Source organism: Streptomyces sp. NPDC111606, from assembly GCF_055656945.1.
Genome location: NZ_JBVKBY010000005.1, coordinates 32,009 through 57,528, shown reverse-complemented (window position 1 = coordinate 57,528; position 25,520 = coordinate 32,009). Strand labels below are relative to the sequence as shown.

24 protein-coding genes and 2 pseudogenes are annotated in these 25,520 nt (G+C 70.6%); 17 read left to right on the top strand and 9 right to left on the bottom strand.

What is annotated here, in order from left to right; genetic code table 11:
• Nucleotides 1–98: 98 nt before the first annotated feature.
• Nucleotides 99–1,391: a TerD family protein gene (locus tag ACZ7M7_RS18975; protein ID WP_472119248.1), complete on the top strand. Its 1,293-nt coding sequence runs from the start codon at nucleotides 99–101 to the stop codon at nucleotides 1,389–1,391.
• Here ACZ7M7_RS18975 and ACZ7M7_RS18970 read toward each other — a convergent pair whose 3' ends face one another.
• Nucleotides 1,392–2,567, bottom strand: coding sequence for a glycosyltransferase (locus tag ACZ7M7_RS18970; protein ID WP_472118195.1), 1,176 nt, complete (start codon nucleotides 2,565–2,567; stop codon nucleotides 1,392–1,394). It lies immediately after the preceding gene.
• 57 nt (nucleotides 2,568–2,624) lie between these two features.
• Between ACZ7M7_RS18970 and ACZ7M7_RS18965 the strand changes: the two genes are divergently transcribed.
• Both ACZ7M7_RS18965 and ACZ7M7_RS18960 read left to right on the top strand, forming a co-directional pair.
• Nucleotides 2,625–3,410, top strand: a complete 786-nt coding sequence (locus ACZ7M7_RS18965) for a glutamate racemase (protein ID WP_472118192.1) — start codon at nucleotides 2,625–2,627, stop codon at nucleotides 3,408–3,410.
• A 105-nt stretch (nucleotides 3,411–3,515) separates the two neighbouring features.
• Complete coding sequence (locus tag ACZ7M7_RS18960; RefSeq protein ID WP_383598458.1) at nucleotides 3,516–4,058, top strand: hypothetical protein; 543 nt, start codon at nucleotides 3,516–3,518, stop codon at nucleotides 4,056–4,058.
• 68 nt (nucleotides 4,059–4,126) lie between these two features.
• Here ACZ7M7_RS18960 and ACZ7M7_RS18955 read toward each other — a convergent pair whose 3' ends face one another.
• Complete coding sequence (locus tag ACZ7M7_RS18955; RefSeq protein ID WP_472118189.1) at nucleotides 4,127–5,194, bottom strand: O-antigen ligase family protein; 1,068 nt, start codon at nucleotides 5,192–5,194, stop codon at nucleotides 4,127–4,129.
• 320 nt (nucleotides 5,195–5,514) lie between these two features.
• Between ACZ7M7_RS18955 and lnt the strand changes: the two genes are divergently transcribed.
• The 4 genes from lnt (at nucleotide 5,515) to ACZ7M7_RS18935 (ending at nucleotide 10,648) form a co-directional block, all read left to right on the top strand.
• Nucleotides 5,515–7,128 carry an apolipoprotein N-acyltransferase gene (lnt, locus tag ACZ7M7_RS18950; protein WP_472118186.1) on the top strand — a complete coding sequence of 538 codons (1,614 nt, stop codon included), beginning with the start codon at nucleotides 5,515–5,517 and terminating at the stop codon, nucleotides 7,126–7,128.
• A 68-nt stretch (nucleotides 7,129–7,196) separates the two neighbouring features.
• Nucleotides 7,197–7,676, top strand: a complete 480-nt coding sequence (locus tag ACZ7M7_RS18945) for an NUDIX hydrolase (protein WP_472118183.1) — start codon at nucleotides 7,197–7,199, stop codon at nucleotides 7,674–7,676.
• Nucleotides 7,677–7,730: 54 nt separating this feature from the next.
• Nucleotides 7,731–8,540: a 3-hydroxybutyrate dehydrogenase gene (locus ACZ7M7_RS18940; protein ID WP_472118180.1), complete on the top strand. Its 810-nt coding sequence runs from the start codon at nucleotides 7,731–7,733 to the stop codon at nucleotides 8,538–8,540.
• Nucleotides 8,541–8,680: 140 nt separating this feature from the next.
• Nucleotides 8,681–10,648, top strand: a complete 1,968-nt coding sequence (locus ACZ7M7_RS18935; protein ID WP_472118177.1) for a helix-turn-helix domain-containing protein — start codon at nucleotides 8,681–8,683, stop codon at nucleotides 10,646–10,648.
• A 56-nt stretch (nucleotides 10,649–10,704) separates the two neighbouring features.
• On the opposite strand, the gene ACZ7M7_RS18930 is transcribed toward ACZ7M7_RS18935, so the two are convergent.
• From ACZ7M7_RS18930 to ACZ7M7_RS18920, 3 genes are all read right to left on the bottom strand, one after another.
• Complete coding sequence (locus tag ACZ7M7_RS18930; RefSeq protein WP_383629717.1) at nucleotides 10,705–12,099, bottom strand: MFS transporter; 1,395 nt, start codon at nucleotides 12,097–12,099, stop codon at nucleotides 10,705–10,707.
• A gap of 888 nt (nucleotides 12,100–12,987) precedes the next feature.
• Complete coding sequence (locus tag ACZ7M7_RS18925) at nucleotides 12,988–13,596, bottom strand: NADPH-dependent F420 reductase (protein ID WP_472118174.1); 609 nt, start codon at nucleotides 13,594–13,596, stop codon at nucleotides 12,988–12,990.
• Nucleotides 13,597–13,637: 41 nt separating this feature from the next.
• The gene (locus tag ACZ7M7_RS18920) at nucleotides 13,638–14,456 is read right to left on the bottom strand and encodes an inositol monophosphatase family protein (RefSeq protein WP_472118171.1); all 819 of its coding nucleotides are present in this window, start codon (nucleotides 14,454–14,456) and stop codon (nucleotides 13,638–13,640) included.
• A gap of 139 nt (nucleotides 14,457–14,595) precedes the next feature.
• Here ACZ7M7_RS18920 and ACZ7M7_RS18915 point away from each other — a divergent pair, with 139 nt between their 5' ends.
• Complete coding sequence (locus tag ACZ7M7_RS18915; RefSeq protein WP_472118168.1) at nucleotides 14,596–15,501, top strand: LysR family transcriptional regulator; 906 nt, start codon at nucleotides 14,596–14,598, stop codon at nucleotides 15,499–15,501.
• 239 nt (nucleotides 15,502–15,740) lie between these two features.
• On the opposite strand, the gene ACZ7M7_RS18910 is transcribed toward ACZ7M7_RS18915, so the two are convergent.
• Complete coding sequence (locus ACZ7M7_RS18910; RefSeq protein ID WP_472118166.1) at nucleotides 15,741–16,739, bottom strand: NADP-dependent oxidoreductase; 999 nt, start codon at nucleotides 16,737–16,739, stop codon at nucleotides 15,741–15,743.
• Nucleotides 16,740–16,861: 122 nt separating this feature from the next.
• Between ACZ7M7_RS18910 and ACZ7M7_RS18905 the strand changes: the two genes are divergently transcribed.
• The 3 genes from ACZ7M7_RS18905 to ACZ7M7_RS18895 all read left to right on the top strand — a co-directional run bounded on the left by ACZ7M7_RS18905 (nucleotide 16,862) and on the right by ACZ7M7_RS18895 (nucleotide 18,900).
• Nucleotides 16,862–17,737, top strand: coding sequence for a LysR family transcriptional regulator (locus ACZ7M7_RS18905; protein ID WP_472118163.1), 876 nt, complete (start codon nucleotides 16,862–16,864; stop codon nucleotides 17,735–17,737).
• Between the two features lie 299 nt (nucleotides 17,738–18,036).
• Nucleotides 18,037–18,393, top strand: coding sequence for a helix-turn-helix domain-containing protein (locus ACZ7M7_RS18900; RefSeq protein WP_472118161.1), 357 nt, complete (start codon nucleotides 18,037–18,039; stop codon nucleotides 18,391–18,393).
• Nucleotides 18,394–18,426: 33 nt separating this feature from the next.
• The gene (locus ACZ7M7_RS18895) at nucleotides 18,427–18,900 is read left to right on the top strand and encodes a hypothetical protein (RefSeq protein ID WP_472118158.1); all 474 of its coding nucleotides are present in this window, start codon (nucleotides 18,427–18,429) and stop codon (nucleotides 18,898–18,900) included.
• Nucleotides 18,901–19,273: 373 nt separating this feature from the next.
• Here ACZ7M7_RS18895 and ACZ7M7_RS18890 read toward each other — a convergent pair.
• A pseudogene (locus ACZ7M7_RS18890) lies at nucleotides 19,274–19,765 on the bottom strand (MmyB family transcriptional regulator); the annotation flags it as partial.
• Nucleotides 19,766–20,081: 316 nt separating this feature from the next.
• Here ACZ7M7_RS18890 and ACZ7M7_RS18885 point away from each other — a divergent pair.
• The 6 genes from ACZ7M7_RS18885 (at nucleotide 20,082) to ACZ7M7_RS18860 (ending at nucleotide 23,927) form a co-directional block, all read left to right on the top strand.
• Nucleotides 20,082–21,110, top strand: coding sequence for a zinc-dependent alcohol dehydrogenase family protein (locus ACZ7M7_RS18885; protein ID WP_472118155.1), 1,029 nt, complete (start codon nucleotides 20,082–20,084; stop codon nucleotides 21,108–21,110).
• A 68-nt stretch (nucleotides 21,111–21,178) separates the two neighbouring features.
• Nucleotides 21,179–21,844, top strand: coding sequence for an SDR family NAD(P)-dependent oxidoreductase (locus tag ACZ7M7_RS18880; RefSeq protein WP_472118152.1), 666 nt, complete (start codon nucleotides 21,179–21,181; stop codon nucleotides 21,842–21,844).
• A 208-nt stretch (nucleotides 21,845–22,052) separates the two neighbouring features.
• On the top strand, nucleotides 22,053–22,409 hold the full coding sequence (locus tag ACZ7M7_RS18875) for a cyclophilin-like fold protein (protein ID WP_472118149.1): 357 nt from the start codon (nucleotides 22,053–22,055) through the stop codon (nucleotides 22,407–22,409).
• Between the two features lie 41 nt (nucleotides 22,410–22,450).
• Nucleotides 22,451–23,218: a glucose 1-dehydrogenase gene (locus tag ACZ7M7_RS18870; RefSeq protein WP_472118146.1), complete on the top strand. Its 768-nt coding sequence runs from the start codon at nucleotides 22,451–22,453 to the stop codon at nucleotides 23,216–23,218.
• Complete coding sequence (locus ACZ7M7_RS18865) at nucleotides 23,215–23,502, top strand: carboxymuconolactone decarboxylase family protein (RefSeq protein ID WP_472118143.1); 288 nt, start codon at nucleotides 23,215–23,217, stop codon at nucleotides 23,500–23,502. Before ACZ7M7_RS18870 ends, ACZ7M7_RS18865 begins: the two co-directional genes overlap by 4 nt.
• Before the next feature lie 11 nt (nucleotides 23,503–23,513).
• On the top strand, nucleotides 23,514–23,927 hold the full coding sequence (locus ACZ7M7_RS18860) for a (R)-mandelonitrile lyase (protein WP_472118140.1): 414 nt from the start codon (nucleotides 23,514–23,516) through the stop codon (nucleotides 23,925–23,927).
• Nucleotides 23,928–24,122: 195 nt separating this feature from the next.
• Here ACZ7M7_RS18860 and ACZ7M7_RS18855 read toward each other — a convergent pair.
• Both ACZ7M7_RS18855 and ACZ7M7_RS18850 read right to left on the bottom strand, forming a co-directional pair.
• Nucleotides 24,123–24,982 (bottom strand): annotated as a pseudogene (locus ACZ7M7_RS18855) (zinc-binding dehydrogenase); the annotation flags it as partial.
• 49 nt (nucleotides 24,983–25,031) lie between these two features.
• Entirely contained in the window at nucleotides 25,032–25,349 is a 318-nt protein-coding gene (locus tag ACZ7M7_RS18850; RefSeq protein WP_472118138.1) for a hypothetical protein, read from the bottom strand.
• Nucleotides 25,350–25,520 lie beyond the last annotated feature (171 nt).

Genomic DNA, 25,520 nt, shown 5'->3' with positions numbered 1-25,520 from the left:
GAGTTCGATGTCGCGGGGAATAGGTTGACCCTGTAAGAAGCCGATGAGCTGCCAGGACATGCCTGGCACGGTGACCCGTGATGGGGGCGGACATGTCAATGCCGAAAGGATCGAATGTTCCGGTGCCGACGACGGCACTGCGGGTCGAATTGGGCTGGCGGTCCGGACCGGGCGTGCCCGACGCGGACGCCTCGGCGCTGTTGCTGGTCGGCGGAAAAGTCCGCTCCGACGGGGACTTCGTCTTCTACAACCAGCCCGAGCACTCCTCCGGCGCCGTCCGGCACGAGGGCAAGCGGGACGCCGGCGGCCGGGTGACCGACAGCGTGCTCGTCGACCTTGCGCGCGTGGAGCCCGCGATCGAGACCGTCATCCTCGCCGCCTCCTCGGACGGCGGATCGTTCGGCCAGGTCCCGGACCTCTACATCGAGGTCAAGGATGCCGCCCAGGGCACCGCCGTCGCCCGCTTCGACAGTACGGGCGCCACCGTCGAAACAGCCTTCGTCCTCGGTGAGTTCTACCGCCGTCAGGGCGCCTGGAAGTTCCGCGCCGTCGGTCAGGGCTACAGCAGTGGCCTCGAGGGCCTGGCCACCGACTACGGCATCGCGGTCGACGAACCCCAGAGCGCGGCACCCGCTTCCGCGCCCGGAGCCCCGCCGGTCGCGCCCCCGACGACCACGCCCGCACCCCCGCCGCCGGCGATGCAGCCGCCCGCCATGCCGCCGGTGCCCCCGCCCGCACCCCAGGCGCCGCCGGTCAGCCTGAGCAAGGTGACGCTGACCAAGGCGGCACCCTCGGTGTCCCTGACGAAGCAGGGCGGCACCTCGGGCGCCATGCGCGTCAACCTCAACTGGGAGGTGCGCAAGCAGTTCTCGGGCTGGGCGAGCAAGCTGGGCCGCCCGGTCGCCATGCACAACGACCTCGACCTCGACCTGTGCGCCCTGTACGAGCTGACCGACGGCAGCAAGGGAGTCATCCAGTCCCTCGGCAATGCCTACGGCGCCCTGCACCAGCCGCCGTACATCCACCTCGACGGCGACGACCGCACCGGTGCCGTGGCCGCCGGGGAGAACCTCACCGTCAACCTCGACCACCTGCGGGCCTTCCGGCGCATCCTGATCTTCGTGACCATCTACCAAGGTGCGCGTTCCTTCGCCGACCTGCACGCCACGGTCACCCTCGCACCGCAGCACGGCGCCCCGATCGACTTCTCGCTCGACGAGTGCACGGTCCCCTCGACCGTGTGCGCGCTCGCGCTGATCACCAACACCGGCAGCGACCTGGTCGTCCAGCGCGAGGCCCGCTACCTGGTGCCCGAGCGCGGGGTGAGCCCGCAGCGCACGGTCGACCACGCGTACGCGTGGGGCATGAACTGGACGCCCGGCCGCAAGTAGTCAGCCCTCGTCGGACACCGCGTCCGGACGTGCGTAGGTGCGGCCCTTCCAGGCCGCGCCGCGCCCCCGGTAGTGCTGCACCGCGGAGTCGACCGTCATCAGGAGATAGAGGAACGCGGTGAACGGCAGCAGGGGAGCGAGCCACAGCGGCTGGCGGTAGTAGCGGAGCATCGGCACATACGTCCCCGTCATCACCAGCCACGCGAGGCCGCCGACGACCGCCGTCACCGTGTCCCCGCCGGCCGGCCCCGCGACGACGGCCACGGGGGGCACCAGGTAGACCAGCGCGAGCCCGGCGACCGTCCCGGCCAGCAGCAGCGGGTTGTGCCGCAACTGCGCGTACGCGCTTCGCGAGACCATGCGCCACAGGTCGCGCAGCCGCGGATACGGGCGCACGCTGTCCACCCGCTCCGCCAGCCCCAGCCAGATGTGGCCGCCGCCGCCCTTGACGGCCCGCGCGAGCGCCACGTCGTCGATGACGGCGTGCCGGATGGCGTCGGGAATCCGCGCCCGCTCGGCTGTCTCGGCACGCAGCAGGACGCAGCCGCCCGCCGCGGCCGCCGTACGTGTCCCCTTCCTACCGATCCGGCGGAACGGATACAGCTGCGCGAAGAAGTAGACGAAGGCCGGCACGACCAGCCGTTCCCACAGACTCTCCACCCGTAGCCGGGCCATCTGAGAGACGGCGTCAAAGCTTCCGGTGCGCGCCGCCGCGACCAGCTCCCGCAGACTGTCGGGTGCATGTGCGATGTCGGCGTCCGTCAGAAGCAGGTACTCGGGGTCCCGCGCGCGTGCCAGGCCGATGCCGTGGCGCACCGCCCAGAGCTTGCCGGTCCAGCCGGCCGGTGGTTCGCCGGGGGAGTCCACGGTCAGCGGCAGTCCACCGTGCCGCCGGGCGAGCTCGCGCGCCAGCTCCCCCGTGCCGTCCGTGCTGCCGTCGTCGATCAGGAAGATCTCCGCGCGCCCCGGATAGTCCTGGGCGAGCAGCGACGGCAGAGCGGCCGGAAGGACCGCAGCCTCGTCGCGCGCGGGGACGACGACACAGACCGACGGCCACCCGTCCGGTGCCGTCCGATGCGGAAGCCTGACGTCCGTACGCCAGAAGAAGCCCTGGCAGAGCAGCAGCCACAGCCAGGCGGCGAGTGATCCGGCGGCGGTCCACGCGATGGCGCTCACGCGCGAAGTCTGCCCCACCCCGGGGGCCCGCAAGGGGCCATCGACTATCGTGGCCGGGTGAAGATCGCGCTGATGGACTCCGGAATCGGCTTGCTCGCGGCCACCGCCGCGGTACGGCGTCTGCGCCCCGACGCCGATCTCGTGCTTTCACTCGACCCGGACGGCATGCCCTGGGGTCCCCGGACCCCCGAGGATCTCACCCGGCGTGCCGTGGCTGTCGCCGACGCCGCCGCCGCGCACCGGCCCGACGTGCTGATCATCGGCTGCAACACCGCGTCCGTGCACGCGCTGCCCACCCTGCGCTCCCGCCTCGAGCCGGCCATTCCGGTCATCGGCACGGTCCCGGCGATCAAGCCGGCCGCGGCCGGCGGCGGACCCGTCGCGATCTGGGCCACTCCCGCCACCACCGGCAGCCCCTACCAGCGCGGGCTCATCGAGGACTTCGCCGACGGCGTCACCGTCACCGAGGTGCCGTGCTTCGGGCTGGCCGAGGCGGTCGAGCATGCGGACCAGACGGCGATCGAGGCCGCTGTGGCCGCGGCCGCCGCGCTGACCCCCGAGGACGTGACGACCGTCGTCCTGGGCTGCACGCATTACGAGCTCGTCTCCGACCGTATCCGCGCAGCCGTCCAGCGCCCCGGCTTTCCGCCGCTCGTCCTGCACGGCTCCGCCGGAGCGGTCGCCGCGCAGGCGCTGCGCCGACTGGGCGAACAGCCCGCCGCCACGGCTGAAGCGAACGGCACCCTGACGGTGCTGCTGAGCGGCCGCGAGGGAACGCTCCCCGAGCACGCCCTCGCCTACGACGAAGGCCGTCTCCTGCAGGCGATCAGCCCCGCCCGGTAACCGGCGGTCACCAAGCGGACGCTCGCGGTCCGGCGTGGCCCGGTCGGCGTATTCACCCTCTGCAGCGCGGTACCAGCAGAGCGAAACCTGAGTAACCTCATAGGCATGAGGGACCACCCCCACGGCAGGAAACCGCACCCCGATGTCTGGACCGGGCGGGCGACCAACCGGGTCCAATGGCTGCTGGCGCTCGTCGGCGGCGCTTGCATGGCGCTCGGGATCGAGCTGGCCATCGACTCGCCGTGGACGGAGGGCATCCTCCCGCTCGTCATGGCCGTCGTCGGCTGCATCGCGGCCGGGCTGCTGGTCCTCTTCGGCACTCTGGCGTTCGTGCACGTGGCCCTGAAGGTCGACCAGGAGTGCCTCGAGGTGCGCTGCGGCCACATCGGTGTGCCGCGCCGCCGAATCCCCCTGTCCGAGGTGGTGGGCGCCGACTTCGTCCCGAACGTCACGCCGCGTCATTGGGGCGGCTGGGGCTACCGGTGGCGGCCCGAGAAGGGCACCGCGGTCGTCGTACGGCGTGGTGAGGGCCTGGTGCTGCAGCTGTGGGACGGGCACACGTTCACGGTCACCGTGGACGACGCGGAGGCAGCCGTACGAGTCATCAGGGACCGGCTGCGGACGCGGGAGCCCGACACAGCGCTCTGAGCACCTCCCCGTAAGCGGGTCCCTCGGCGGCCCGGTGTGTCGGCGGACCCCCTACATCCCGCCCCGAGTCATGACGCCGGCCGCTCACCACGCGCGTGTGCGTCCGGCTCGCGCGGCGACGGCACTTCGGTGATCGGACGTGCTGTGGCCAGTCCCGCCAGCAGGCCGGCGCCCACCGACACGGTGGTGAAGCTGAGCGCATTGCCGACCGCTGCGATAGCCGCCAGTGCCGTCAGGGCCGCGCCCGCGGTGAGCGCGACCGGGGTGGGGCGCGCGGTGCGCCACAGCGCGAACAGCATCCAGCAGAACGCCGCTGCCAGCAGCAGCACGCCGATGACTCCCTGCTCCGCCGCCTGCTGCAACAGCGCCGAGTGCGGCTTGCCGTCGGACGACAGCGTCTCGCTCGCCGTCGTACTGAGCTCCCCGAAGCGCCCTGGGCCCGCCCCCAGGACCGGCTCCCGGCCCGCCAGGTGCGCGGCGTCGTGCCACAGCTCGATCCGGTGCCGGGTGAGCTGACCCTCCAGCCAGGCGGCGAGCCCGTCGGGCGCCGCGTTGCTCGCGACCGTCCAGGTCAGTCCGGTGACCGCCGTCGCGCTCAGGGCCAGCCCGGCGATGCCCACGCCGCGATGGCGGAGGTGTCCGGCGGCGAGGGAGCACAGCACTACGGCGGAGCAGGCGACGAAGCCGCTGGTCGAGCCCAGCACCGCCGCGGTCACCGCGATGGCGACGGCCAGCGCGCGCAGGCCGAGTCGCAGGGCAACTGCCGAGGCGGTCCAGGCTGCGCAGCACGCGGCGCCGGCGGCGAGAGTCAGGACGGCTGCGGTGGCCCCGGCGTGGCCCAGCGGGACGTCGATCCGTGGCCCGGGGGAGAGGTGCGGAACGGCCAGGGTCAGGCTCACTCCGGCCAGTGCTCCGGCGCAGGGCGCGGCGACGGGCAGGAGCGCCCCGCTGATCCGGCCCGCGGCATAACCGGCGGACACGGCGAGGATCGCGAGCAGGACACCTTCGGGGCGGCCGTCGTGCACGGCAGCCGAGATCAGCGACCAGGCGGCGCAGGCTCCCAGCACCACTACGCCCGTCGCGTCAGAAACGTTTCGTCTGTCGTCGTCCTCATCCGGACCTGCCGCAGACGTCATCCCCGTGACACCCACCCCGCCCCCCGAACCCGGTCCCCCGACCTGTGACGGGCCCCGGCCGCCCGGACCTGACCGGCCGGTACGACTGAGGCTCCGGCATACCGTAACGGGTGATGGGCGATTTGTGGACGTGTCGTGCAGGAACGATGCGTCACACGAAATCCCGGGGGATCGGGGGATGCACCGTGCGAGTCGGCCCGAGGCGGACGGACCGGACCGGGCGTGTGGGCCGGGGACCCTGCGACCACGCGTGTGCGCGGGCCCTCGCCGGCACCGGACCGCGCTGTCGGAGCCAAGGTCGGCCGCCGTACACTCCCGGAGTGACCGTCACCGCAACTTCCGTGGGCGAGTCGGACCAGTTGGAGCCGCAGATCGCGACCGCCTCGCGCGCGGCACGGCTGGCGCGCCGCCTGGTTCCGGCCCTCGCCGCGGCGCTCTCCGGAGTGCTGCTCTACGTCAGCTTCCCGCCCCGCACCCTGTGGTGGCTGGCCCTGCCGGCCTTTGCTGTCTTCGGCTGGGTGCTGAGCGGCCGCAGCTGGAAGGCGGCCTTCGGCCTCGGCTATCTCTTCGGGCTCGGCTTCCTGCTGCCGCTGCTGGTGTGGACCGGCGTGGAGGTCGGACCCGGTCCCTGGCTCGCACTGGTCGTGATCGAGGCGATCTTCGTCGCGCTGGTGGGCGTGGGCGTCGCCGCGGTGTCGAAGCTGCCGGGCTGGCCGCTGTGGGCGGCGGCGCTGTGGATCGCCGGGGAAGCGGCACGCGCGCGTGCGCCCTTCAACGGCTTCCCCTGGGGCAAGATCGCGTTCGGTCAGGCCGAGGGCGTCTTCCTGCCGCTCGCCGCGGTGGGTGGCACACCTGTGCTCGGCTTCGCGGTCGTCCTGTGCGGATTCGGCCTCTACGAGGTCGTACGCCTGGCTGTCGAGGCGCGGCGCACACGGGCCGTACAGCGGTCCACTGCTGCGGTCGCCCTGCTGAGCGTGGCCGTACCGGTGGTGGGCGCGGTGGCCGCCCGGCCCCTGGTGAGCGACAAGGCGGAGGACGGCACCGCGACGGTCGCGGTGATCCAGGGCAATGTGCCGCGCGCCGGCCTGGACTTCAACGCCCAGCGGCGGGCCGTACTGGACTACCACGTGCGGGAGACCGAGCGCCTGGCCGCCGAGGTCAAGGCGGGCAAGGTCGCCCGGCCCGACTTCGTGCTGTGGCCCGAGAACTCCTCGGACATCGACCCGTTCGCCAACGCCGACGCCCGTGCCGTCATCGACAGGGCCGCCAAGGCGATCGGCGCACCCATCTCCGTCGGCGGTGTCGTGGAGCGGGACGGCAAGCTGCTCAACGAGCAGATCCTGTGGGACCCGGTCAAGGGGCCCATCGACACGTACGACAAGCGGCAGATCCAGCCGTTCGGCGAGTACCTGCCGCTGCGTTCGCTCGTCGGGGCGATCAACGAGAACTGGACCTCCATGGTCCGCAAGGACTTCAGCCGGGGCAGCGAGCCGGGTGTGTTCACCATGGACGGCGCCAAGGTCGGCCTCGTCACCTGCTACGAGGCCGCCTTCGACTGGGCCGTGCGCTCCGAGGTCGTCGACGGCGCCCAGATGATCTCCGTGCCGAGCAACAACGCGACCTTCGACCGCAGCGAGATGACCTACCAGCAGCTCGCCATGTCGCGCGTCCGTGCGGTCGAGCACAGCCGGACCGTCACCGTGCCGGTGACCAGCGGTGTCAGCGCGATCATCATGCCGGACGGGACGATCACACAGCGGACGGGCATGTTCGTGCCCGACTCGCTGGTCCAGAAGGTGCCGCTGCGCTCCACCGAGACGCCCGCCACGCGGCTCGGCATCCTCCCGGAGATCGCGTTGCTGCTGGTCGCCGCGGGCGGTGTCGGCTGGGCGATCGGAGCCGGGATGCGCGCACGACGCGCCGGTGAGGTCTAGCGGTACGCCGCTCGGACGCCCCCGGAACCCGCAGGGGGCGCCGCCACCGGCCCGTTAGGGTCGGGGCCATGGCTACTCCTGACTTCATTCGTACGGTCCGGGCCTCGGCCGGCCATCAGCTGCTGTGGCTTCCGGGCGTCAGCGCCGTCGTCTTCGACGACCAGGGACGGGTCCTGCTGGGGCAGCGCGCCGACAACGGCAAGTGGACGGTGATCAACGGCATCCCGGACCCGGGCGAGCAGCCCGCCGCTGCCGCCGTGCGGGAGGTGTACGAGGAGACGGGTGTCCGATGCGTCGCCGAGCGGGTCGTCCTCATCAGGTCGGGAGGCGAGGTCACCTATCCCAACGGTGACATGTGCCAGTTCATGGACGTCACCTTCCGCTGCCGGGCCGTCGGTGGCGAGGCGTGGGTGAACGACGACGAGTCCCTGGAGGTGGGATGGTTCGAGGTGGACGCGCTGCCTGCGATGGACGAACGTCAGCTGTTCCGGATCAAGCAGGCGCAGTGCGATGAACCCACGTGGTTCGAGCCTATGACTTCGGACTGAAGTATGGGTTGTGGCCATATGTGGTCAGGCGAGGGCGCTGCCTAGGGTCGAGCCATGACCCCGCCCAGCACTCTTCCTGCTCAAGGCTCGCCGGCGCCTTCTCCGCTCGACCTCGGCGGCCGCACCGCCCTTGTCACCGGCGCCGCGGGCGGCATCGGCCGCGCCTGCGCGCTACGGCTCGCGGGCGCGGGAGCCAAGGTGAGAGCGGTCGACCGGGACGCCGCGGGGCTGGAAGAGCTCGCGGAGCGCAGCACGGGGCTCGCGGGCGCCGTCGAGCCGCAAGTCCTGGACCTCACCGACCTGGACGCCGCCGAGCTCGCCGCCGCCGGCACCGACATCCTCGTCAACAACGCCGGGTTGCAACTCGTGCGCCCCATCGAGGAGTTCCCGCCGGACGTCTTCCACACGGTGCTCACCGTGATGCTGGAGGCGCCGTTCCGGCTCATCCGTGGCGCCCTGCCCCATATGTACGGGCAGGGCTGGGGCCGCATCGTCAATGTGTCCTCCGTCCACGGGCTGCGCGCCTCGGCCTTCAAGTCGGCCTATGTGGCCGCCAAGCATGGTCTGGAGGGACTCTCCAAGACCGCCGCCCTGGAGGGCGCACCCCATGGCGTGACCTCCAACTGTGTGAACCCCGCCTATGTGCGCACCCCACTGGTCGAGAAGCAACTCGCCGACCAGGCCGAGGCGCACGGCATTCCCGAGGAGCGGGTGCTGACCGAGGTGCTGTTGCAGGACAGCGCGGTCAAGCGGCTCATCGAACCGGAGGAGGTCGCTGAGGCCGTGGCGTATCTGTGCAGCCCGTCGGCGTCTTTCGTGACCGGTACCTCGCTCGTGCTGGACGGTGGCTGGACCGCGCACTGATCGCGCGTGCTGATCGGGTGCGCTGATCGGTCGTACCGGGCAGCCGTACGGGGCGGTCGTACCGGTCGGCCGGTGCCGGTGGAGTTCCGAGTTATCCACAGGGCTGACGAGGTGGCGGTGCGATGAGTAATCCTGTCGGCATGTCTCGCGATCACGTGCAGCCCGCCGAGCGTTCCGCCGCCGATGCCGGAGCGCCCCTGAGCAGCGCCGATGCGGCCCCGAGCAGCGCCGAGGCGCCGTTCCTCGAGCTGCTGGCCCGGGGCGCGTCCGCCGACGCCTACGAGCAGCCGGTGCTGCTCGCCCGCGCCGCGGGCACAGCCAACGAGCGGATAATCGCGCTCGAACAGGCCAAGCTGCTCGCGCTGCGTGTGCGCTCCGAGCTGGAGGGGCGCCGCAGGCGCGAGGCCGAACTGTCCGCCCTCTTCGAGACGGCCCACGACCTGGCCGGGCTCCGGGACCTGGACGCCGTACTGCAGGCGATCGTGCAGCGTGCCAGGTCGCTGCTCGGCACGGACGTCGCCTACCTCAGCCTGAACGACCCGGCCAGGGGCGACACCTATATGCGGGTGACCGAGGGTTCTGTCGCCGCCCGCTTCCAGCAGCTGCGGCTCGGCATGGGGGAGGGCCTCGGCGGCCTGGTCGCGCAGACCGCCCGCCCGTATGTCACCGACGACTACTTCAAGGACGAGCGCTTCCAGCACACCCTCGCCATCGACTCCGGCGTGCGGGACGAGGGGCTGGTCGCCATTCTCGGGGTCCCGCTGATGTTGGGACACCATGTGATCGGCGTCCTCTTCGCGGCGGACCGGCGCGCCCGGGTCTTCGAGCGGGAGCAGATCGCGCTGCTCGGCTCCTTCGCCGCCCTCGCCGCGGCGGCCATCGACACAGCGAACCTGCTCACGGAGACGCGCTCGGCCCTCGCCGACCTGGAGCGGGCCAACGAGATCATCCGTGACCGCAGCGGAGTCATCGAACGGGCCTCGGACGTGCACGACAGGCTCGCCGAACTCGTGCTGCGCGGCGGCGGTGTACACGACGTGGCCGCTGCCGTCTCCGAAGTCCTCGACGGCACGGTCGAGTTCAAGGAGGCCATCGCCGTTCCAGCCGAGGCCCTGGAGATCTCCCGCGTAGAAGGCCACGCGGTGCGGCACGAGGACGACTGGATCGCAGCCGTGGCCGCGGGCGGCGAACTCCTCGGCGCACTGGTCCTGCGCGGCCACCCGGGCCTCGACCCCGTCGACCAGCGCACGTTGGAACGGGCCGGGATGGTCACCTCGCTCCTGCTGCTCGCCCGGCGCTCCGCCGTCGAGGCGGAACAGCGTGTCCGGGGCGAGCTGTTGGACGACCTGCTCGACGCCCGCGCCCGCGACCCGCGGCTGCTGCGCGAGCGCGCGGCGCGGCTGGCCGCCGACCTCGACGCCACCCACGTCGTCCTCGCCGCCCGACTCGAAGCCACCGCGGCCGACGCCGACCAGGAGGCCGCCGCCCGCAGGCGCCTGTGGTCCGCCGCGTCCCACCTCGCCGCCACCCGGCACGGACTGGCCGCCGCCCGCGACGGCGGCACGGTTCTGCTGCTCCCCCTCGAAGCGTCGGACACGGCGACCGACCTGGCCCGCCGCGCCGCCCGCCATCTCGGCACGGCTGTCCACGAGGCGGTCACGGTCGGTGCCTCCGCTCCGGTCGAGAACCTGGCCGCCCACCCGGACGCCGTGGCCGCCGCCTACGAGGAAGGCCGGCGCTGCCTCGACGCCCTGCGGCTGCTCGGCCGCTCCGGGGACGGCGCCGCCGCCGAGGACTTCGGATTCGTGGGACTGCTGCTGGCCGGCGACCGCGACATCGCGGGCTTCGTGGACCGCACGATCGGCAAGGTCGTCTCCTACGACGACCGCCGCGGCACCGACCTAATGCGCACTGTCGACGCATACTTCGCCTGCGGGATGAGCCCGGCCCGCACCAAGGACGAACTGCATGTCCACGTGAACACGGTCGCCCAGCGACTGGAACGCGTCGGCCGCCTCCTCGGCGACGACTGGCAGAGCCCCGCCCGCGCCCTGGAGATACAACTGGCCCTGCGGCTGCACCGGTTGTCCACACCGGCACAGCGCTGACCCCCGCACGCGCTGCGCGTACGGGGGCCGGTTCCCGGACCGAGGTCCGTGGTGCCTCAGACGGTGCGCGCGTCGGCCGGCCGGGCCGTCACTCGCTCCGCGTCGTCCGCGGGCTCGATGTCGGCCAGGTCGCGGTGGCGGGTCTCCTTGGCCAGGCCGACCGCGATCACCGTGAGGACGGCCGCGGCGATGACGTACAGGGAGATCGGGGTGGAGTTGCCGTAGTCGGCCAGCAGAGCGGTGGCGATCAGCGGCGCGGGTGCGCCCGCCGCGACCGAGGCGAACTGCGCGCCGATCGAGGCACCGGAGTAGCGCATCCGGGTCGCGAACATCTCGGAGAAGAAGGCGGCCTGGGGCGCGTACATGGCGCCGTGCAGTACCAGTCCCACGGTCACGGCGAGGATCAGGTTGCCGAAGCCGCCGGTGTCGATGAGCGAGAAGAACGGGAACATCCACAGCCCGACGCCGACGGCGCCCAGCAGGTAGACGGGACGGCGGCCGATCCGGTCCGACAGCGCACCCCAGGCAGGAATGACGGCGAAGTGCACGGCGGAGGCGATCAGTACCGCATTGAGGGCCGTCTGCTTGGAGACGCCGGCCGAGGTGGTGGCGTAGACGAGGATGAAGGCGGTGATGACGTAGTAGCTGATGTTCTCCGCCATACGCGCGCCCATCGCCACCAGCACATCACGCCAGTGGTGCCGCAGTACGGAGACCAGCGGCAGCTTCTCGGCCGTGGCCGCATGCGTGACCTTGCGTGCTTTCGCCTGGGCCAACGCCTGCTTGAAGACAGGCGATTCATCGACAGACAGACGAATCCACAAACCGACGATCACCAGGACACCGGAGAGCAGGAAGGGGATCCGCCAGCCCCAGCTGATGAAGGCGCTCTCCGACAGCACGGCCGTCAGGAGCGACAGCACGCCGGTCGCCAGCAACTGGCCCGCGGGCGCACCGGTCTGCGGCCAGGAGGCCCAGAAGCCACGCCGTCGCGCGTCCCCGTGTTCGGACACCAGCAGCACGGCCCCGCCCCACTCGCCACCGAGCGCGAAGCCCTGCACCAGGCGCAGCACGGTCAGCAGCACGGGCGCCGCGGTGCCGATGGTCGCGTGCGTCGGCAGCAGCCCGATCGCGAAGGTCGCCCCACCCATCAGCAGCAGACTCAACACCAGCAGCTTCTTGCGGCCGAGCCGGTCACCGTAATGCCCGAACACCAGCGCCCCCAGGGGACGCGCGGCGAATCCGACGGCGTATGTCAGGAAGGACAGCAGCGTGCCGACGAGCGGATCGGAGCCGGGGAAGAACAGCTTGTTGAAGACGAGGGCGGCGGCGGAGCCGTAGAGGAAGAAGTCGTACCACTCGATGGTGGTGCCGATGAGGCTGGCGGCGACTATGCGCTTCAGGTTGCCGGGGGTGCCGGGCGTTGGGGGAGCGGATGCTGCGGAGGCCATGTGCGCCACTTCCTCGTGTGCGGTGGGGACGGGTACGTGTCGGCACACCGTAGAAACATGCAGGTCAAGCGCACATGTGGTGGGACAACATAGTTCGGGGCGTGGCTATGCGTCAGGCCCCTACCTCCGCTCAGTGAGCGGCCAGTTAGTGGCTTGAAGAGGGTCGAGATTACCGGTGGCCAGGAAGCGTAGTTGGAGGCGATTTGACGGTGGCGTGCTGGCTCCCGTGCTGGTTTGGTGCTGACCAACCCCACGTCACCACCCGTGCTCGTCCGTCCCGTGCCGTGTTGACTTGGTGCTGACTACGCTCCGTAGAACTCGGGAAATCGGAGCGGACCGGTTCTGAGTTGCGCCGCAACTGGTGGCTGGATTGGCCAGGCCAGGCAGACTGCAGGCGCGAACTCTGTGTCGGTAGGCGCGACGCCGGAAGTGCGCGTTGTGTGCGCGCAAATGGGAACTGTGCGAAGTCGGCAGCAGGAGCGGCCCGAGCGTGTTGTGCGGTGTGTCTGAGTCGGCCTCGCACGTAGAGCAGGTGTGACCACCGGTCGCCGTGCTGGCGGGGATCGACGCCGTGTCGGATCGCGGTAGTGCTCCTGTCGTGGCCGAGTCGGCGGGGAATCGAGCCGGGCGGCTCGCTCCCTACAGCCTCAGCTGGCGGGCGCGGGCCCGGCGGTGCGCAGGGGGCTGGGGATCAAGCTGGTGCGGCAGGGGAGTGGTGGTCGGCTCGATCGAGCATCGGCGCCTTGACGCGTCCTGGTGTCAAGGTCCGGGACTTCTGCCCGAGGCGCAACTTGATCCACGAGCCTTTGGTAGCAAGGTTCTTGCCTCAGGCCCACAGTGGAGGATCCGGCGAGGTGATTCCTCCCAGGGCGGTGCGCTGGGTATGGGTCAGCGGGCGATTGAGATCGCGAAGGGGGTGAATCCGCTGGAGCGGATGACGTGCGGCACGAACAGTATCGCGGCCTCCGTGGCGCGGGCGGTCTGGATCCCGCCGAGATCGGTGATCCACTCCTTGTGCCAGCCGAGGTCGGTGAGCAGTTCACGGACGGTCTGCTTGGCCTGCGGGTCTTCGCCGGAGAGGAACGCGGTCGGTGGCTGGGTGAGCGTCGCCGGTGCGGTCATCACCGGGAAGAGCATCGTGTTGAGTGTCTTGACGACGCGCGTTTCGGGGAGCGCTGCCTGGAGCTGTTCGGCGAGGCTTGAGCCGGGGTAGAGCAGGTCGGCGGGCAGTCCGTCCGGTCCGTCGGTGGTGGCGTTGGAGACGTCGACGAGGATCTTGTCGCGCAATTCCTCGCGCAATTCCTCGCGCAGGTCGGCGAGCCGGTCCAGCGAGCCGGCGCCCGGGGTGGCGTTGATGACGATCTGGGCTGTCCGGGCAGCGTCGGCGGCGGCGCCCGGCGCGCGGTCCGCGACGGTCACCTCATGCCCTGCCCGGGTGAGGGCTGTTGCCAGGTTGCCGCCGACGCGGCCGTTTCCGATAACTGCGATCGTGGTCATGATGATCTGATCCTTCCGTGGGTGCGGGTTGTGGTGCGCGGTCAGCGTGAGAGCGTGGCGACGGCCCCGGCGTGGACGCCGGGCGCGGCGGCCAGGAAGCTTTCGCTCTGGGGGGTCCAGGAGCAGCCCTGGGCGTCGGAGAGCTGTCCGCCGGCTTCGGTGACGAGCAGTGCTCCTGGGAGCAGGTCCGCGCGGGCGCCGGCGAACTGCCAGAAGGCGTCGATCCGGCCGGCGGCCACATTCAGCAGGTGCAGGGTCGCGGGCACGGCGGTGCGGACGACGAGCGCGTCGAAGAGCATCGCGGTGATCGAAGAGCCGACGCGCCGCACCACCTTCTCGTCCTCGTCCGGACGGGCCTGGCTGGTGGCCACGATGCTCAGGCCGAGGTCCGCGGCCTGGGAGACGTGCAGCGGCCGGCCGTCGAGGTAGGCGCCCGCGCCGGTGAGCGCGGTGTAGGTCTCGCCGGTCAGTGGCAGGTGGACCGCGGTGAGCACCGGCTGGTTGTCGCGCACGAGGGTGGCGGTCACCGCCCACTCCGGCAGGGCGTGCAGGTGGTTGACGTTGCCTTCGGCCGGATCCACGACCCACCATTCGCCGGGCGGCAGCGCCCCGCCGTCCAACTCGTCCTCCACCCAGCCGGCGTCCGGGCGCAGGCGCGTGAGGCGGGGGCGCAGGATGGCGAGGGCCGCGTCGTCGTTGGCGGCGAGCGCACGCATCAGCTCTTCGCGGGTCTGGTAGCGGACCACCTCGCCGAAGCGCTCGCGCAGCGCGGAACCGGCCGCGCGCACGGCGTTCGAGGTCTGGGCGAGCAGGTCGGCGTCGGAGGCGGAGAACTCAGTGGTCCGAAGCGTTTCGGACATGGTGGTACTCCCGTCTGAGGAGGGGTGATGAGGCCGGTCGAGGGTCGAACTGCGCGTTACTTCTTGCGCGTTCGTCTCAACGGTATGCAGCCCCATCATTAACTTCAAATGCATGTCAGGCACGGCTAGGATTACTCATATGCAATTGGATTTGAACCTGCTGGCCGCGCTCGACGCGCTGCTGGAGGAGGGCAGTGTGGCCGGGGCGGCCGCGCGCTTGCATGTCACCGCCCCCGCCATGAGCCGGAGTCTGGGCCGGATCCGGCGCACGACCGGGGATCAGATCCTGGTGCGCACCGGCCGCACGATGACCCCGACGCCGTATGCGATCGCCGTCCGGGAACAGGTGCACGAGCTGCTCCACCAGGTCCAGGGGGTGCTGGCACCGAGCCGTGAACTCGATCTGGCAACGCTGGAGCGCACTTTCACCCTCCGCTGGCACGATTCCCTGGTCGCCTTGAGCGGCCCCGCACTGCTCACGGCCGTGCGGGGACAGGCGCCGGGCGTGCGATTGCGCTTCGTCGCGGAATCGAGCATCGACACCCCCGAGTTGCGGCGGGGCGAGGTCGACCTGGAGGCGAACGCCAACGGCCCGAGCGCACCTGACATCCGTACCGAGAACGTGGGCGAGACCCGCCTCGTCATCGTCGTGAGGCAGGGGCACCCCCTCACCCGCGTCAGGACCGTCACCGCAGAGCAGTACGCCGCCGCTGAGCACGTCACCGTCTCGCGACGTGGAAACCTCAGCAATGCCCTCGACGACGCCCTCGCGCGGCTCGGCCTCACCCGCCGCGTGGTGGCGAGCGCGCCCACGGAAGCGGCCGCGCTGGAGTTCGCGCGCGGCTCCGATCTCCTGATCAGCGTCCCCCAAGCCACCACACGGTCAGCGGTCGCCGACCTCGGCCTGGTCGTGCTCCCCCTTCCCCTCGAACTGCCGTCGGCACCGATATACCTGTCGTGGCATCAGCGCTACGACACCGACCACGCCCACGCCTGGCTGCGCGGGCTGGCGCGAACCGCGCTGGCCATGTGCGCAGAGTCGTAATCGGCGCCGTCCGGCCGCTTCACCCATAGTCCACGCGACCACCACGGCGATCTGCTTGAACGTCAGCAGCGGCTGTCCGTGCGGGTGCTGGCCGTGGAGGCGGCCAGACCGACGCCTGCGGCTCACAATCACGGATCGCCGGTGTGCAGATCAAACCCACCGAAGCGCTTCCAGCTCGGGCACATTCAGCTCGTCCAGGGCCTGGGCGTAGTGCGCCACCGTCTGCTGGAGTTCGGTGATCACGAGACCATCGTCAGCACGATCTTGCCTTGGAGGTGGCCCTGCGTGGCTCGCGTGTGTGCGGTGCCCGCCTCTGGCAGCGGGTAGGTGCTGTCCACCCCGACCTGGAGCTTGCCCTCGTCGAACAGGCGCCCGATCTCGGCGAGCTGGGGTCCGTTGGAACGCACCTGAATGTTCGAGACCGTGATGCCCAGACGCGCCGTCTCTTCCGGGTCGTACTGGGCGAAGAACACCGGAAGCACGGTGCCGCCGCGCTTGAGCACGGTCAGGAAGCGTGAGCTGTCCGGGCCACCGACTGTGTCGATCACCAGGTCCACACCGCTGACTACGTCCGCGGCCTGCGTCCTGGTGTAGTCGATGAACGCATCGGCGCCGAGCTTGCGCAGGAACTGCTCGTGCCGGCCCGAGGCCACCGCGATTACGTGGGCCCCCTTCCATTTCGCCAGCTGCACCGCGAAGTGGCCCACTCCACCGGCGGCCCCGTTGACCAGCACGGTCATCCCTGGCGTGATCGGCACCGGCTGGTGCACCTGGCCGGTGAAAGGAGACGGCACGTCGTGGCCGAGATCAACCAGGTACTGCCAGGCCGTAAGCACGGCCATCGGCGCCCCAGCCGCATGCACGTGGTCGATACCGGCCGGCTTGTGAGCCAGGTCCGAAGCCGGCGCGGCCACGTACTCGGCGTACGTCCGGCCGTCGAATCCGGGGAACCGCAGCATGCCGAAGACCTCGTCACCGACGGCGAACCCCTGCACGTCCGCAGCGACCGCCTGGACCACGCCCGACATGTCCGTTCCGGGGATCAGGGGGAATTCCAGCTCCGGCCTCATCTCGGCCGGCACGATCTTCATCCCCTCACGCAGGTACCAGTCTGGCGGGTTGATGCCCGCCGCGTGCACCCGGACGAGCACCTCGCCCGGGCCGATCTCGGGAACCCGTACCTCGTCATACTGCAAAACTTCCGGCCCGCCCGCTTCGTGGAACTGGATCGCCTTCATCGCGCCCGTCGCCTTCTTGGGGAAATGTTGCTCCTTCAGTCAAGGCCCAGGACGGCATGGCCGTCCAAGACCGGTTCGGCAACCTAGCCATTCCGAAACGGCATGACACATACGCTGGAAGGGTGAACGATCTCGGACAGGACCTGGAACTGCGGCTGGTGCGCTACTTCACCGTGGTGGCGGCGCACCAGCACTTCGGCCGGGCCGCCGTCGACTTGCACGTGGCCCAGCCGGCACTGAGCCGCCAGATCCAACGGCTCGAGAAACATCTCGGCGAACGACTGCTGGACCGCGTGCCCCAAGGCACGCGGCTCACTCCGGCCGGCCAGAGGTTCCTCCCCCAGGCCCACGCCCTGCTGCAGGCCGCCCGCCAGGCCGAGCTGGCCGTGCGTGAACAAGCCGCGACCGAACGAATCGCCATCGGCTACGTTGAAGACCTGGTGATCACTGCCGCCGTACGGGAACTGCGCCGCCGTTGCCCGGACGCCGAGATCGCCACCCGGTACCTGAGCTGCCGCGACGTCGGGGCGCTGTCCGACAAGCGCGTCGACGCCCTGATCGCGCGGGCCCCGCTGCCGCTCGCCGCCGACGACCTGTTCAGCACCCCGCTGTACGAGGAGCCCCGGATGCTCGTGGTCCCGCGCGGCCATCCCTTAGCCGACCGCGCGTCGGTGACCGCGGAAGAACTGGCCGGCGAGGAGGCGGCGCCGTGCGCGTTCGAAACCGCGGACTGGACTTCCTACCGGCTCCTCGGGGCCGGCGCGCCGCCGATCGAGAGCTACGAGGACAAGCTCGAACTCGTCGCGAGTGGCAGGGCGATCGCCGTGCTACCGGTCGGCGATCGGCGTAGCTCACTGCGCCCCGACCTCGTCACCGTCCCGATCGAGGGAGCTCCCTCCAGCCAGGTCGTCCTGGTCAGCCGCAAGGGCGACCCGAATCCGATGATCAGGAATCTCCGGCTGGCGGCCACGGCCGTCCTGACCGCCCCGGCAGCCTGACCGGGCTCGCCTTCTCCTGCAGCAAGGCGATGCGCCAGGCCGGGAGGTGCGCATCCTGCGCAAGCACCTGGCCCACCTGGTGCAGTGGATGCCGTCGCTGGAGCAGACCGTCGCCGACATCGCTGAGCACGCCCCGCACTGGGACTTCACGGTGTTCCAGCCCGGGCCGATGGCATGGTCATCGCCAAGGCGGCGCTGTCGACGGAGCGGCCCGCTTGGTCGAAGAAGCCAGCCCGCGCCGCCGGTTGGTCTGCACGGTGTGCGACTACGGCCGGCGATAGTTCAAGGACGAAACCCGGATGCCGTTGAACTTCCGGCTGCCCGAGCGGCCCAAGGCCCGGCGGCTGGTATGCGGTGCTGCACCGACGGCGTGGATTAGATGGAGCGCCCGGCCTCGCTCACCGGAACGTCAACGTGACGCCGTCGATCCGGGATCGCCTCCTATCGCGGCCAGAGCCGAGGTGTCCAAGCGCACCGTGTACGACTACTTCGTCGACAAGCGGCGGCTCTTCCTGGCCGTCCTCTCCGCTGCCCGATTCGATGCTTGCCACGAGCCGCCGGGTGCTGGACGAGCACCTCCCCACGGACGCGCAGATTACGACAATGCGCAACTGGAGCAGGCCTCACGGCGTTCGCGATCGACCTGGGCACGTTGATCGTCGACTCCCGCCCTCGTCGCCCCGCAGCGCTTGCATACGCCGACGACCACGGACGATCTCGCGACGGACTCGGCGTCGCAGGACCTGGCGGACCGCATCGCCCACTTCGCCGGGGTCGGGCTCCTGGACACGGACAACTCACGCCCGGCTGCCGACCACTTCAGCGGCCTGACGATCCTGCTGGCCTACGAACGGCAACCGATCCCCGCCACCGCCGACCCGAAGAAGGTCCGCCAGACCATGGCCGACGGAGACGCAGCCCACGCGTTCAACCGCGCGTACGCCACGCGCTGGGAACGGGCTCCGTACCCGCGTGAGGACGGAGCCGGGAACGTGCGGGGCTGGACGCCGCTTCTAGATGTCTCCGAACCGGGTCTGGTCTGGTATGGCTGCGGCGAGGCGGCGTGCGTCTTGATCGTGACGGCGGACTCCGCGATTCCCACCCCAAACCCGGGTCAACGCCGCCGCCAAGACGCGGCCAACGGGCCTGGCTCGCTCGTTTGACCCAGACAGGGGACTTCCCGATGCTTCGTGACCGGATCAGGAGCCGCGCCGACCGCCGTCGCCTCTACGCGACCGAGACACACGACCAGGTCTGCTCCCGTCCGCCCGGCCAGCCCCCCCCCGACGCCGGCCGCGAGAGGCGAACAACTCCGCAGCGCAGCGGACCTGTTCCACGAAATCCTCGACTCCCGCCCACGACTTGACCCTCGCCAAGTTCAGGATCCATACGCCGCGGGATCGGCCCAGTCAGCCGGAGGTAGAGAGCGAGCGCGTGCACATGGCACCCTACGCAGGATCCTTGGACGGGATCAGGATGGCGAACGCCCCAACCGGCGTCCGGCTCGCAGGTCACACCGCCTTACGGGTGGTGAGGTCACGTCTCCTGCGAGTGTCGGGCGGGCGTGAGGGCTTCCTGCGTCGCGGCCCAGGAGGCGAGCAGACGCAGTCCTTCCTCGGAGGGTGAGCCGGGTTCGGCGGTGTAGATGGTGAGGGTGAGGCCGGGTTCGGCGGCCATCTCCAGGCCCTCGTAGGCGAGGGTCAGGTCGCCGACCGCCTGGTGGTGGAAGTTCTTGGTGCCGGTGCCGTGGTGGCGGACGTTGTGGGCGCCCCAGCGGGTGCGGAACTCGTCGCTGCGGGTGGACAGTTCACCGACGAGGTCGTGCAGGTCCTTGTCGTGGGGGTTCCGGCCCGCCTCGGTGCGCAGGATCGCGACGGTGACGTCGGCGGCGGGGCCCCAGTCGGGGTAGAAGCGGCGCGAGCCGGGGTCGAGGAAGGTGAAGCGTGCGAGGTTCGCCTGGTTGTGGGCGGTCGCGTAGACGTCGCTGTAGAACGCCCGGGCGAGCGCGTTGGTGGCGAGGATGGGCAGTCCGGCCTGCTCGGGGGTGATCTTGGCTCGCCGCGAGGTGAGGAACTCGCGGACCTCGTGCTGGTTGTCCACCCTTCGACCGTACGGGCAAGAGGCTGCGGGAGGGATGTACTGCCGGTACACCCATCGACGATGACTGGCTGCCCCCGGTGATCAGGGTTTTCCTGGAAGACGTGGTGCTGTTCCCGGCCGTACGGCGGCGGGGACGGGCCGCCCGACCCCCGTGCACGGACGCTCCGCGCCCCGGGGCCGGTCGCACGCGGACCGCCATCGCAGCACCGAATCGGTCCGACCTCACGCACGTAAGGAACCCCTCATGCGCGGCGCAGTGATCCACGCCCCTGGCGACGTCCGCTTCGAGACGCTGGACGACCCCAAGATCCTCCACCCCACCGACGCGATCATCCGGACGGCCGTCACCTGCGTGTGCGGCTCCGACCTGTGGCCTTGGCGCGGTCTGGAGCCGATCGGTGACCCGCATTCGATGGGGCACGAGTACGTCGGGTTCGTGGAGGAGGTCGGTTCCGAGGTCACGGCCGTCAAGCCGGGTCAGTTCGTCATCGGCTCGTTCGCGACCTCGGACAACACCTGTCCGAACTGCAGGAACGGTTTCCAGTCGAACTGTCTGCACCGTGAGTTCATGTCCGCCTGCCAGGCCGACTACGTCCGTATCCCCAATGCCCAGGGCACCCTGGTCGCCACCGACGACGTGCCGGGCGAGGACCTGTGGCCGGGCCTGCTCGCCGTCTCCGACGTCATGGGCACCGGCTGGTGGGCCGCCGACGCCGCCGAGGTGCAGCCCGGCTCGACCGCCGTGGTCGTCGGCGACGGCGCGGTCGGTCTATCCGCCGTGATCTCGGCGAAGGAGATGGGTGCGGAGCGGATCATCGCGATGAGCCGCCACGAGTCCAGGCAGAAGCTGGCCCGCGCGTTCGGTGCCACCGACATCGTCACCGAGCGTGGCGAGGAGGGCGTCGCCCGGATCAAGGACATGACCGACGGCATCGGCGCCGACTCGGTGCTGGAGTGCGTCGGTACCGCCCAGGCCATGCAGCAGGCCATGCAGCAGGCCCTGCACTCCGCACGGCCCGGCGGCAACGTCGGCTTCGTCGGCGTCCCCCACGAGGTCGCGATCGACGGGCAGGAGCTGTTCTTCTCCCACGTCGGCCTGCGCGGCGGCCCCGCCCCCGTGCGCCGCTACCTGCCCGACCTCATCGACCGCGTCCTGACCGGCCGGATCGACCCGGGCAAGGTCTTCGACCTCACCCTTCCTCTGGACCAGGTCGCCGAGGGCTACAAGGCCATGGACGAACGCCGCGCCATCAAAGCACTCCTCAAGCCCTGACCCCCTAAGTTCCCGTTCCGCCGGGGCCGGACGCCCGGCCCCGGCCCTGGTGAGGAGGACTCTCCAGCGTGACCACGTTCGCTCTCGTCGGTGCCGGCCTGGGCCTCGGCCTGGCCAGCGCCCGCCGCTTCGGCGCCGCTGGTCACGGCGTCGCCCTGACCGCCCGCAGCACCGAACATCTCGCGCACCTGACGGACGAGCTGCGGCGCGACGGCATCGAGGCCCGCGGATTCCCCGCGGACGTCCTCGACCCGGCCGCGCTCACCGGCGCCCTCCAGGACGCTGCCAAGGCGCTCGGGCCGGTCGGGATCCTGCAGTACAGCCCGGTGCCGCGCGCCGACTTCATGAAGCCGGTCCTCGACACCACCGCCGACGATCTGTCGGACCCGCTCGCCTTCGCCGTCAAGGGTCCGGTGACCTGTGTGAACACGGTCCTGCCCGGCATGCGCGCCCTGGGGCGCGGCACCCTGCTGTTCGTCAACGGCGGCAGCGCGGTATGGCCGCGCCCCGAGCGGGCCGGCACCTCGATCGCCTTCGCGGCCGAGAGCGCCTATGCCCGCATGCTCCACGACGCGCTCGCCGCGGAGAACATCCACGCCGCGCAGCTGATCGTCCCTGGTGCGATCCGGCCGGACGCCGAGCACAGCAGCCCCCAGGCGCTGGCCGAGCGCCTGTACGCCCTGCACACCGAGCGCGGCGGTTTCTGTCACTTCGCCGAGCCGACGCCCGCGTGACGGTGAGGTGAGAGGCATGTTGCCAACTTCCATGTCGGACAAGCGACTTCGGCCTGTCCTGCCGGCGACCCCGGTTGCTGTGGGACTACTGGCCCTGATCGGCTGCTCCGGCAGCGCACAGACCACCGACCCCTCCGGGTCCGCTCCCTCCGGACGGCCCCGTGCGACGAGCACTCAGCCGGCCACACAGGCCGAGAGGAGCAGCGACGTGCGCATCCAGCTCACCCTCGACGGACATCCGGTCCGAGCCACCCTGAACGACAGCCCCGCCGCCCGTGACTTCACCGCGCTGCTCCCGCTCTCCCTCGACCTGGAGGACTTCCACCGGACCGAGCGGGTCGCCGAACTGCCTCGGGAACTGGACACCTCCGGCGCCCCGGCCGCACCCACCCCACGGGCGGGGGACCTTGCCCACTATGCACCCTGGCGCAATCTGGCCCTCTTCTACCGCGACGGCCAACCGTCCCCGGGCCTGGTCATCCTCGGGCACCTCGACGACAGCAAGGACATCGACCGGCTGGCCAACGCCGGCCGGGTCATCGTCGCATCTCTCGGCTCGGCGTAGCGCCCCGCCTCTTCACACCGCACGGAATGAGAAGTGCCCCGTTGAATCCCACGTACGACTTCACCGGCCAGGTCGCCTTCGTCACCGGAGCCTCCTCCGGCATGGGTCTGGCCACCGCCCGCGCCTTCGCCGAAGCCGGTGCCGCCGTCGGCCTCGCCGACATTGACGAGGCCTCCCTCGATGCGGCGGTGCGGCGGCTCACCGAAGCAGGCCACCCGGCACTCGTCCTCACCTGCGATGTCACTGACGAGTCCCAGGTCGCCGCCGCGGTCGACCGGACCGTGGAGAGCTTCGGCCGCCTCGACATGGCCTACAACAACGCCGGCGTCCAGATCCCGCCCGCCGACGCTGCCGAGGAAGCGGCCGAGGTCTTCGACCGCGTCCACGCCATCAACCTGCGCGGCATCTGGGCGAGCATGAAGCACGAGCTGCGTCATATGCGCCCCCAGGGCAGCGGCGCCATCGTCAACTGCTCCTCACTCGGCGGGCTCGTCGGCATCCCCGGTCGCGCCTCGTACCATGCCTCCAAGCACGGCGTGATTGGCCTGACCGGCAGCGCCGCCCTCGAATACGCCCCGCGTGGCATCCGTATCAACGCGATCTGCCCGGGCACCATCGACACCCCCATGGTCAGCGACATGATCGCCAAGGGGGAGCTGGACCGCGCCGAGGCCGAATCGAACCAGCCCATCCACCGTCTCGGCACCGCCGACGAGATCGCGCAGGCCGTCCTGTGGCTGTGCAGCCCCGGAGCGAGCTTCGTGGTCGGCGTCGCACTGCCCGTCGACGGCGGATACGTCGCCCAGTGAAGCTGGCGGAGATCACCGGTGAGGTGCTCTTCGGCGACCTCTGGGAGCGTCCCGGGCTCTCACGGCGTGACCGCAGTCTGGTGGCCGTCAGCGTCCTGGCCGCCCTCTACCGCAGCGAGCAACTGCCGTACCACCTGGGAGTTGCGCTGGAGAACGGCCGGAGCGTCGAAGAACTGTCCGAGTCCATCACGCACTTGGCTTTCTACGCCGGCTGGCCCAACGCCATGACCGCGACCAACCAGGTCAAGAAGCTCGCCGACGAGCGCACCCGCACGCAACGGTAAGGAAGTTCTCCATGGAACACATCACCCAGACCACGACCGTCAAGGCACCGGCCGGGCGCTTCACCGGCGACGTCTATCTCAACATGATCGAGGTCCCCGTCGCACCGGCCCGACTGGCATCCGCCCTGATCCGCTTCACGCCCGGGGCCCGCACCAACTGGCACTCCCACGCCAACGGTCAGACGCTCTACGTCACCGACGGCGTCGGTCTCGTCGGCACGCGCGATGGTGACGCCGTCCGCGTCAGCGCGGGCCAGATCGTCAGGTGCCCACCTGGGGAGGCGCATTGGCACGGCGGCACCGACACGACCCTCATGGCCCACATCGCCATGGTCGTCGGTGACGCCGACGGGGACGGCACCACCTGGCTGGAGCCGGTGACCGATGAGCAGTACGCCGCGGCGCTCGCCACCGCCAACCGCTGAGGCGGGGTCCCGCCGGGTCACTCCCCGGCGGGGAAGTCCGTTGAGGCGAGTCGTCGAAGTACGCGATCAGTTCCGGGTCGGTGACGGCGAGGGTGGAGACCGAGGGTGGAGACGTGGCCGGGGAACAGGCGCTCGTGCGCTGCCGCGGCGGGCGGGGTTCGGCTTGCGTGCGGTGCTCATGGGCGGATCGGCACCTTCTAGGGCCTCGCGGTCGTTCATCGCCCGCTGGCCGTCGGCACTGTCCTCCAGGCGACCGTACGGTCGAAGACGCGGCCGGGGCGGATTGAGCCGTCGAGGATGCGCGGCATCAGTTCCTCGGTGTAGGCGCGGGCGGGGGCGACGCCGCCGGTGAGGATGATGTTGCGCATGAAGTCGCCGAATCCCAACGGTACTTCGGGGTATCGGGGCGCGCCGGCACGGCTGATGGTGCCGCCGTCGCGGACCACGCCGAGGCTCTGTACGAGGGCGTCTTCAGGCCGACGCATTCGAGGACCTTGCGGGTACCCTCGCCGCCGGTCAGTTCGCGGACCCGGGCGATGCCCGCGTCGCCGCGTTCGGTGACCACGTCGGTGGCGCCGGACCGTGGCCCAGGTCAGTGCGGGCCTGGTGGCGGCCCATGAGGACGATCTGTTCGGCGCCCAGGAGGCGGGCGGAGATCACGGCGGACAGGCCGACCGCTCCGTCCCCGATGACGGTGACGGTGTCGCCGCGGCGGACGCCGGCGGTGCGGGCGGCGTGATAGCCGGTGCACAGCACGTCGGAGAGGGTGAGCAGGTCGGGCAGCAGCTCGGAGTCCTCGGCGACGGCAGTTTCACCAGGGTGCCGTCGGCGTGGGGGACGCGGACGGCCTGGCCCTGGCCGCCGTCGACGCCGTTCACGTCCCACTGGCCGCCGTGCGGGCAGGAGGTCTGCCGGCCCTCACGGCAGTACGAACAGGTGTTGTCGGCCCAGACGAACGGCGCGACGACCACGTCCCCGGGCTTGAGGGTGTGCACTTCGGAGCCGGTCTCCTCGACGACGCCGAGGAACTCGTGGCCCATGTGGCGGGGGCGACGAGCGTGAGGACGGCCACGACCGCCAGCGCGAGCAGGATGGCGGATCCGGTCAATGCGGCACTGAACGGGCCGCGATGTCGGTGGCCCCGTGGCCGGTGGAGATGGTGGCGGCCACCGCGGTCAGGATGCTGAGGCTCAGCGCGCTGTCGATCAACGCCACGCCCGCCACGTAGGGGGTGTGCAGGTCGAGGTGGCTGAGCCACACCATGCCCGCCGTGGTCAGGACAACCCCGATCAGTAACACTCCCGGCCTGCTCACCTGCCCCAGCAACCGCGGTACCTGGACGGCGAGAACGAAGTTGACCAGCGTCATCGGCAGTATGGCGAGCCCGGCCTGCATCGGCGTCCAGTGGTAGACGCTCTGCACGAACTGCGCGGTGAGAAAGAAGATGCTGGAGCGGTCCGAGGACGGGGCGCCCTGAAGGAGATATGCGCGGTGGGGGGGGGGGTAGGTCCGAAAAGGAGACACATACAGCCGTCCACCCACGAGAGAGGGATGCAAGACACCCCCCCGCGACCACATCCAAGACCAAAGAAC

Coding starts and splice junctions, on each gene's coding strand:
- ACZ7M7_RS18920 (WP_472118171.1), bottom strand. CDS start 14,456: ATGTCCGAAACGCTTCGGACCACTGAGTTCTCCGCCTCCGACGCCGAC.
- ACZ7M7_RS18935 (WP_472118177.1), top strand. CDS start 8,681: ATGTCTCGCGATCACGTGCAGCCCGCCGAGCGTTCCGCCGCCGATGCC.
- ACZ7M7_RS18960 (WP_383598458.1), top strand. CDS start 3,516: ATGAGGGACCACCCCCACGGCAGGAAACCGCACCCCGATGTCTGGACC.
- ACZ7M7_RS18975 (WP_472119248.1), top strand. CDS start 99: ATGCCGAAAGGATCGAATGTTCCGGTGCCGACGACGGCACTGCGGGTC.
- ACZ7M7_RS18925 (WP_472118174.1), bottom strand. CDS start 13,596: ATGACCACGATCGCAGTTATCGGAAACGGCCGCGTCGGCGGCAACCTG.
- ACZ7M7_RS18945 (WP_472118183.1), top strand. CDS start 7,197: ATGGCTACTCCTGACTTCATTCGTACGGTCCGGGCCTCGGCCGGCCAT.
- ACZ7M7_RS18955 (WP_472118189.1), bottom strand. CDS start 5,194: ATGACGTCTGCGGCAGGTCCGGATGAGGACGACGACAGACGAAACGTT.
- ACZ7M7_RS18940 (WP_472118180.1), top strand. CDS start 7,731: ATGACCCCGCCCAGCACTCTTCCTGCTCAAGGCTCGCCGGCGCCTTCT.
- ACZ7M7_RS18930 (WP_383629717.1), bottom strand. CDS start 12,099: ATGGCCTCCGCAGCATCCGCTCCCCCAACGCCCGGCACCCCCGGCAAC.
- ACZ7M7_RS18900 (WP_472118161.1), top strand. CDS start 18,037: ATGCCGTTGAACTTCCGGCTGCCCGAGCGGCCCAAGGCCCGGCGGCTG.
- ACZ7M7_RS18915 (WP_472118168.1), top strand. CDS start 14,596: ATGCAATTGGATTTGAACCTGCTGGCCGCGCTCGACGCGCTGCTGGAG.
- ACZ7M7_RS18885 (WP_472118155.1), top strand. CDS start 20,082: ATGCGCGGCGCAGTGATCCACGCCCCTGGCGACGTCCGCTTCGAGACG.
- ACZ7M7_RS18910 (WP_472118166.1), bottom strand. CDS start 16,739: ATGAAGGCGATCCAGTTCCACGAAGCGGGCGGGCCGGAAGTTTTGCAG.
- ACZ7M7_RS18860 (WP_472118140.1), top strand. CDS start 23,514: ATGGAACACATCACCCAGACCACGACCGTCAAGGCACCGGCCGGGCGC.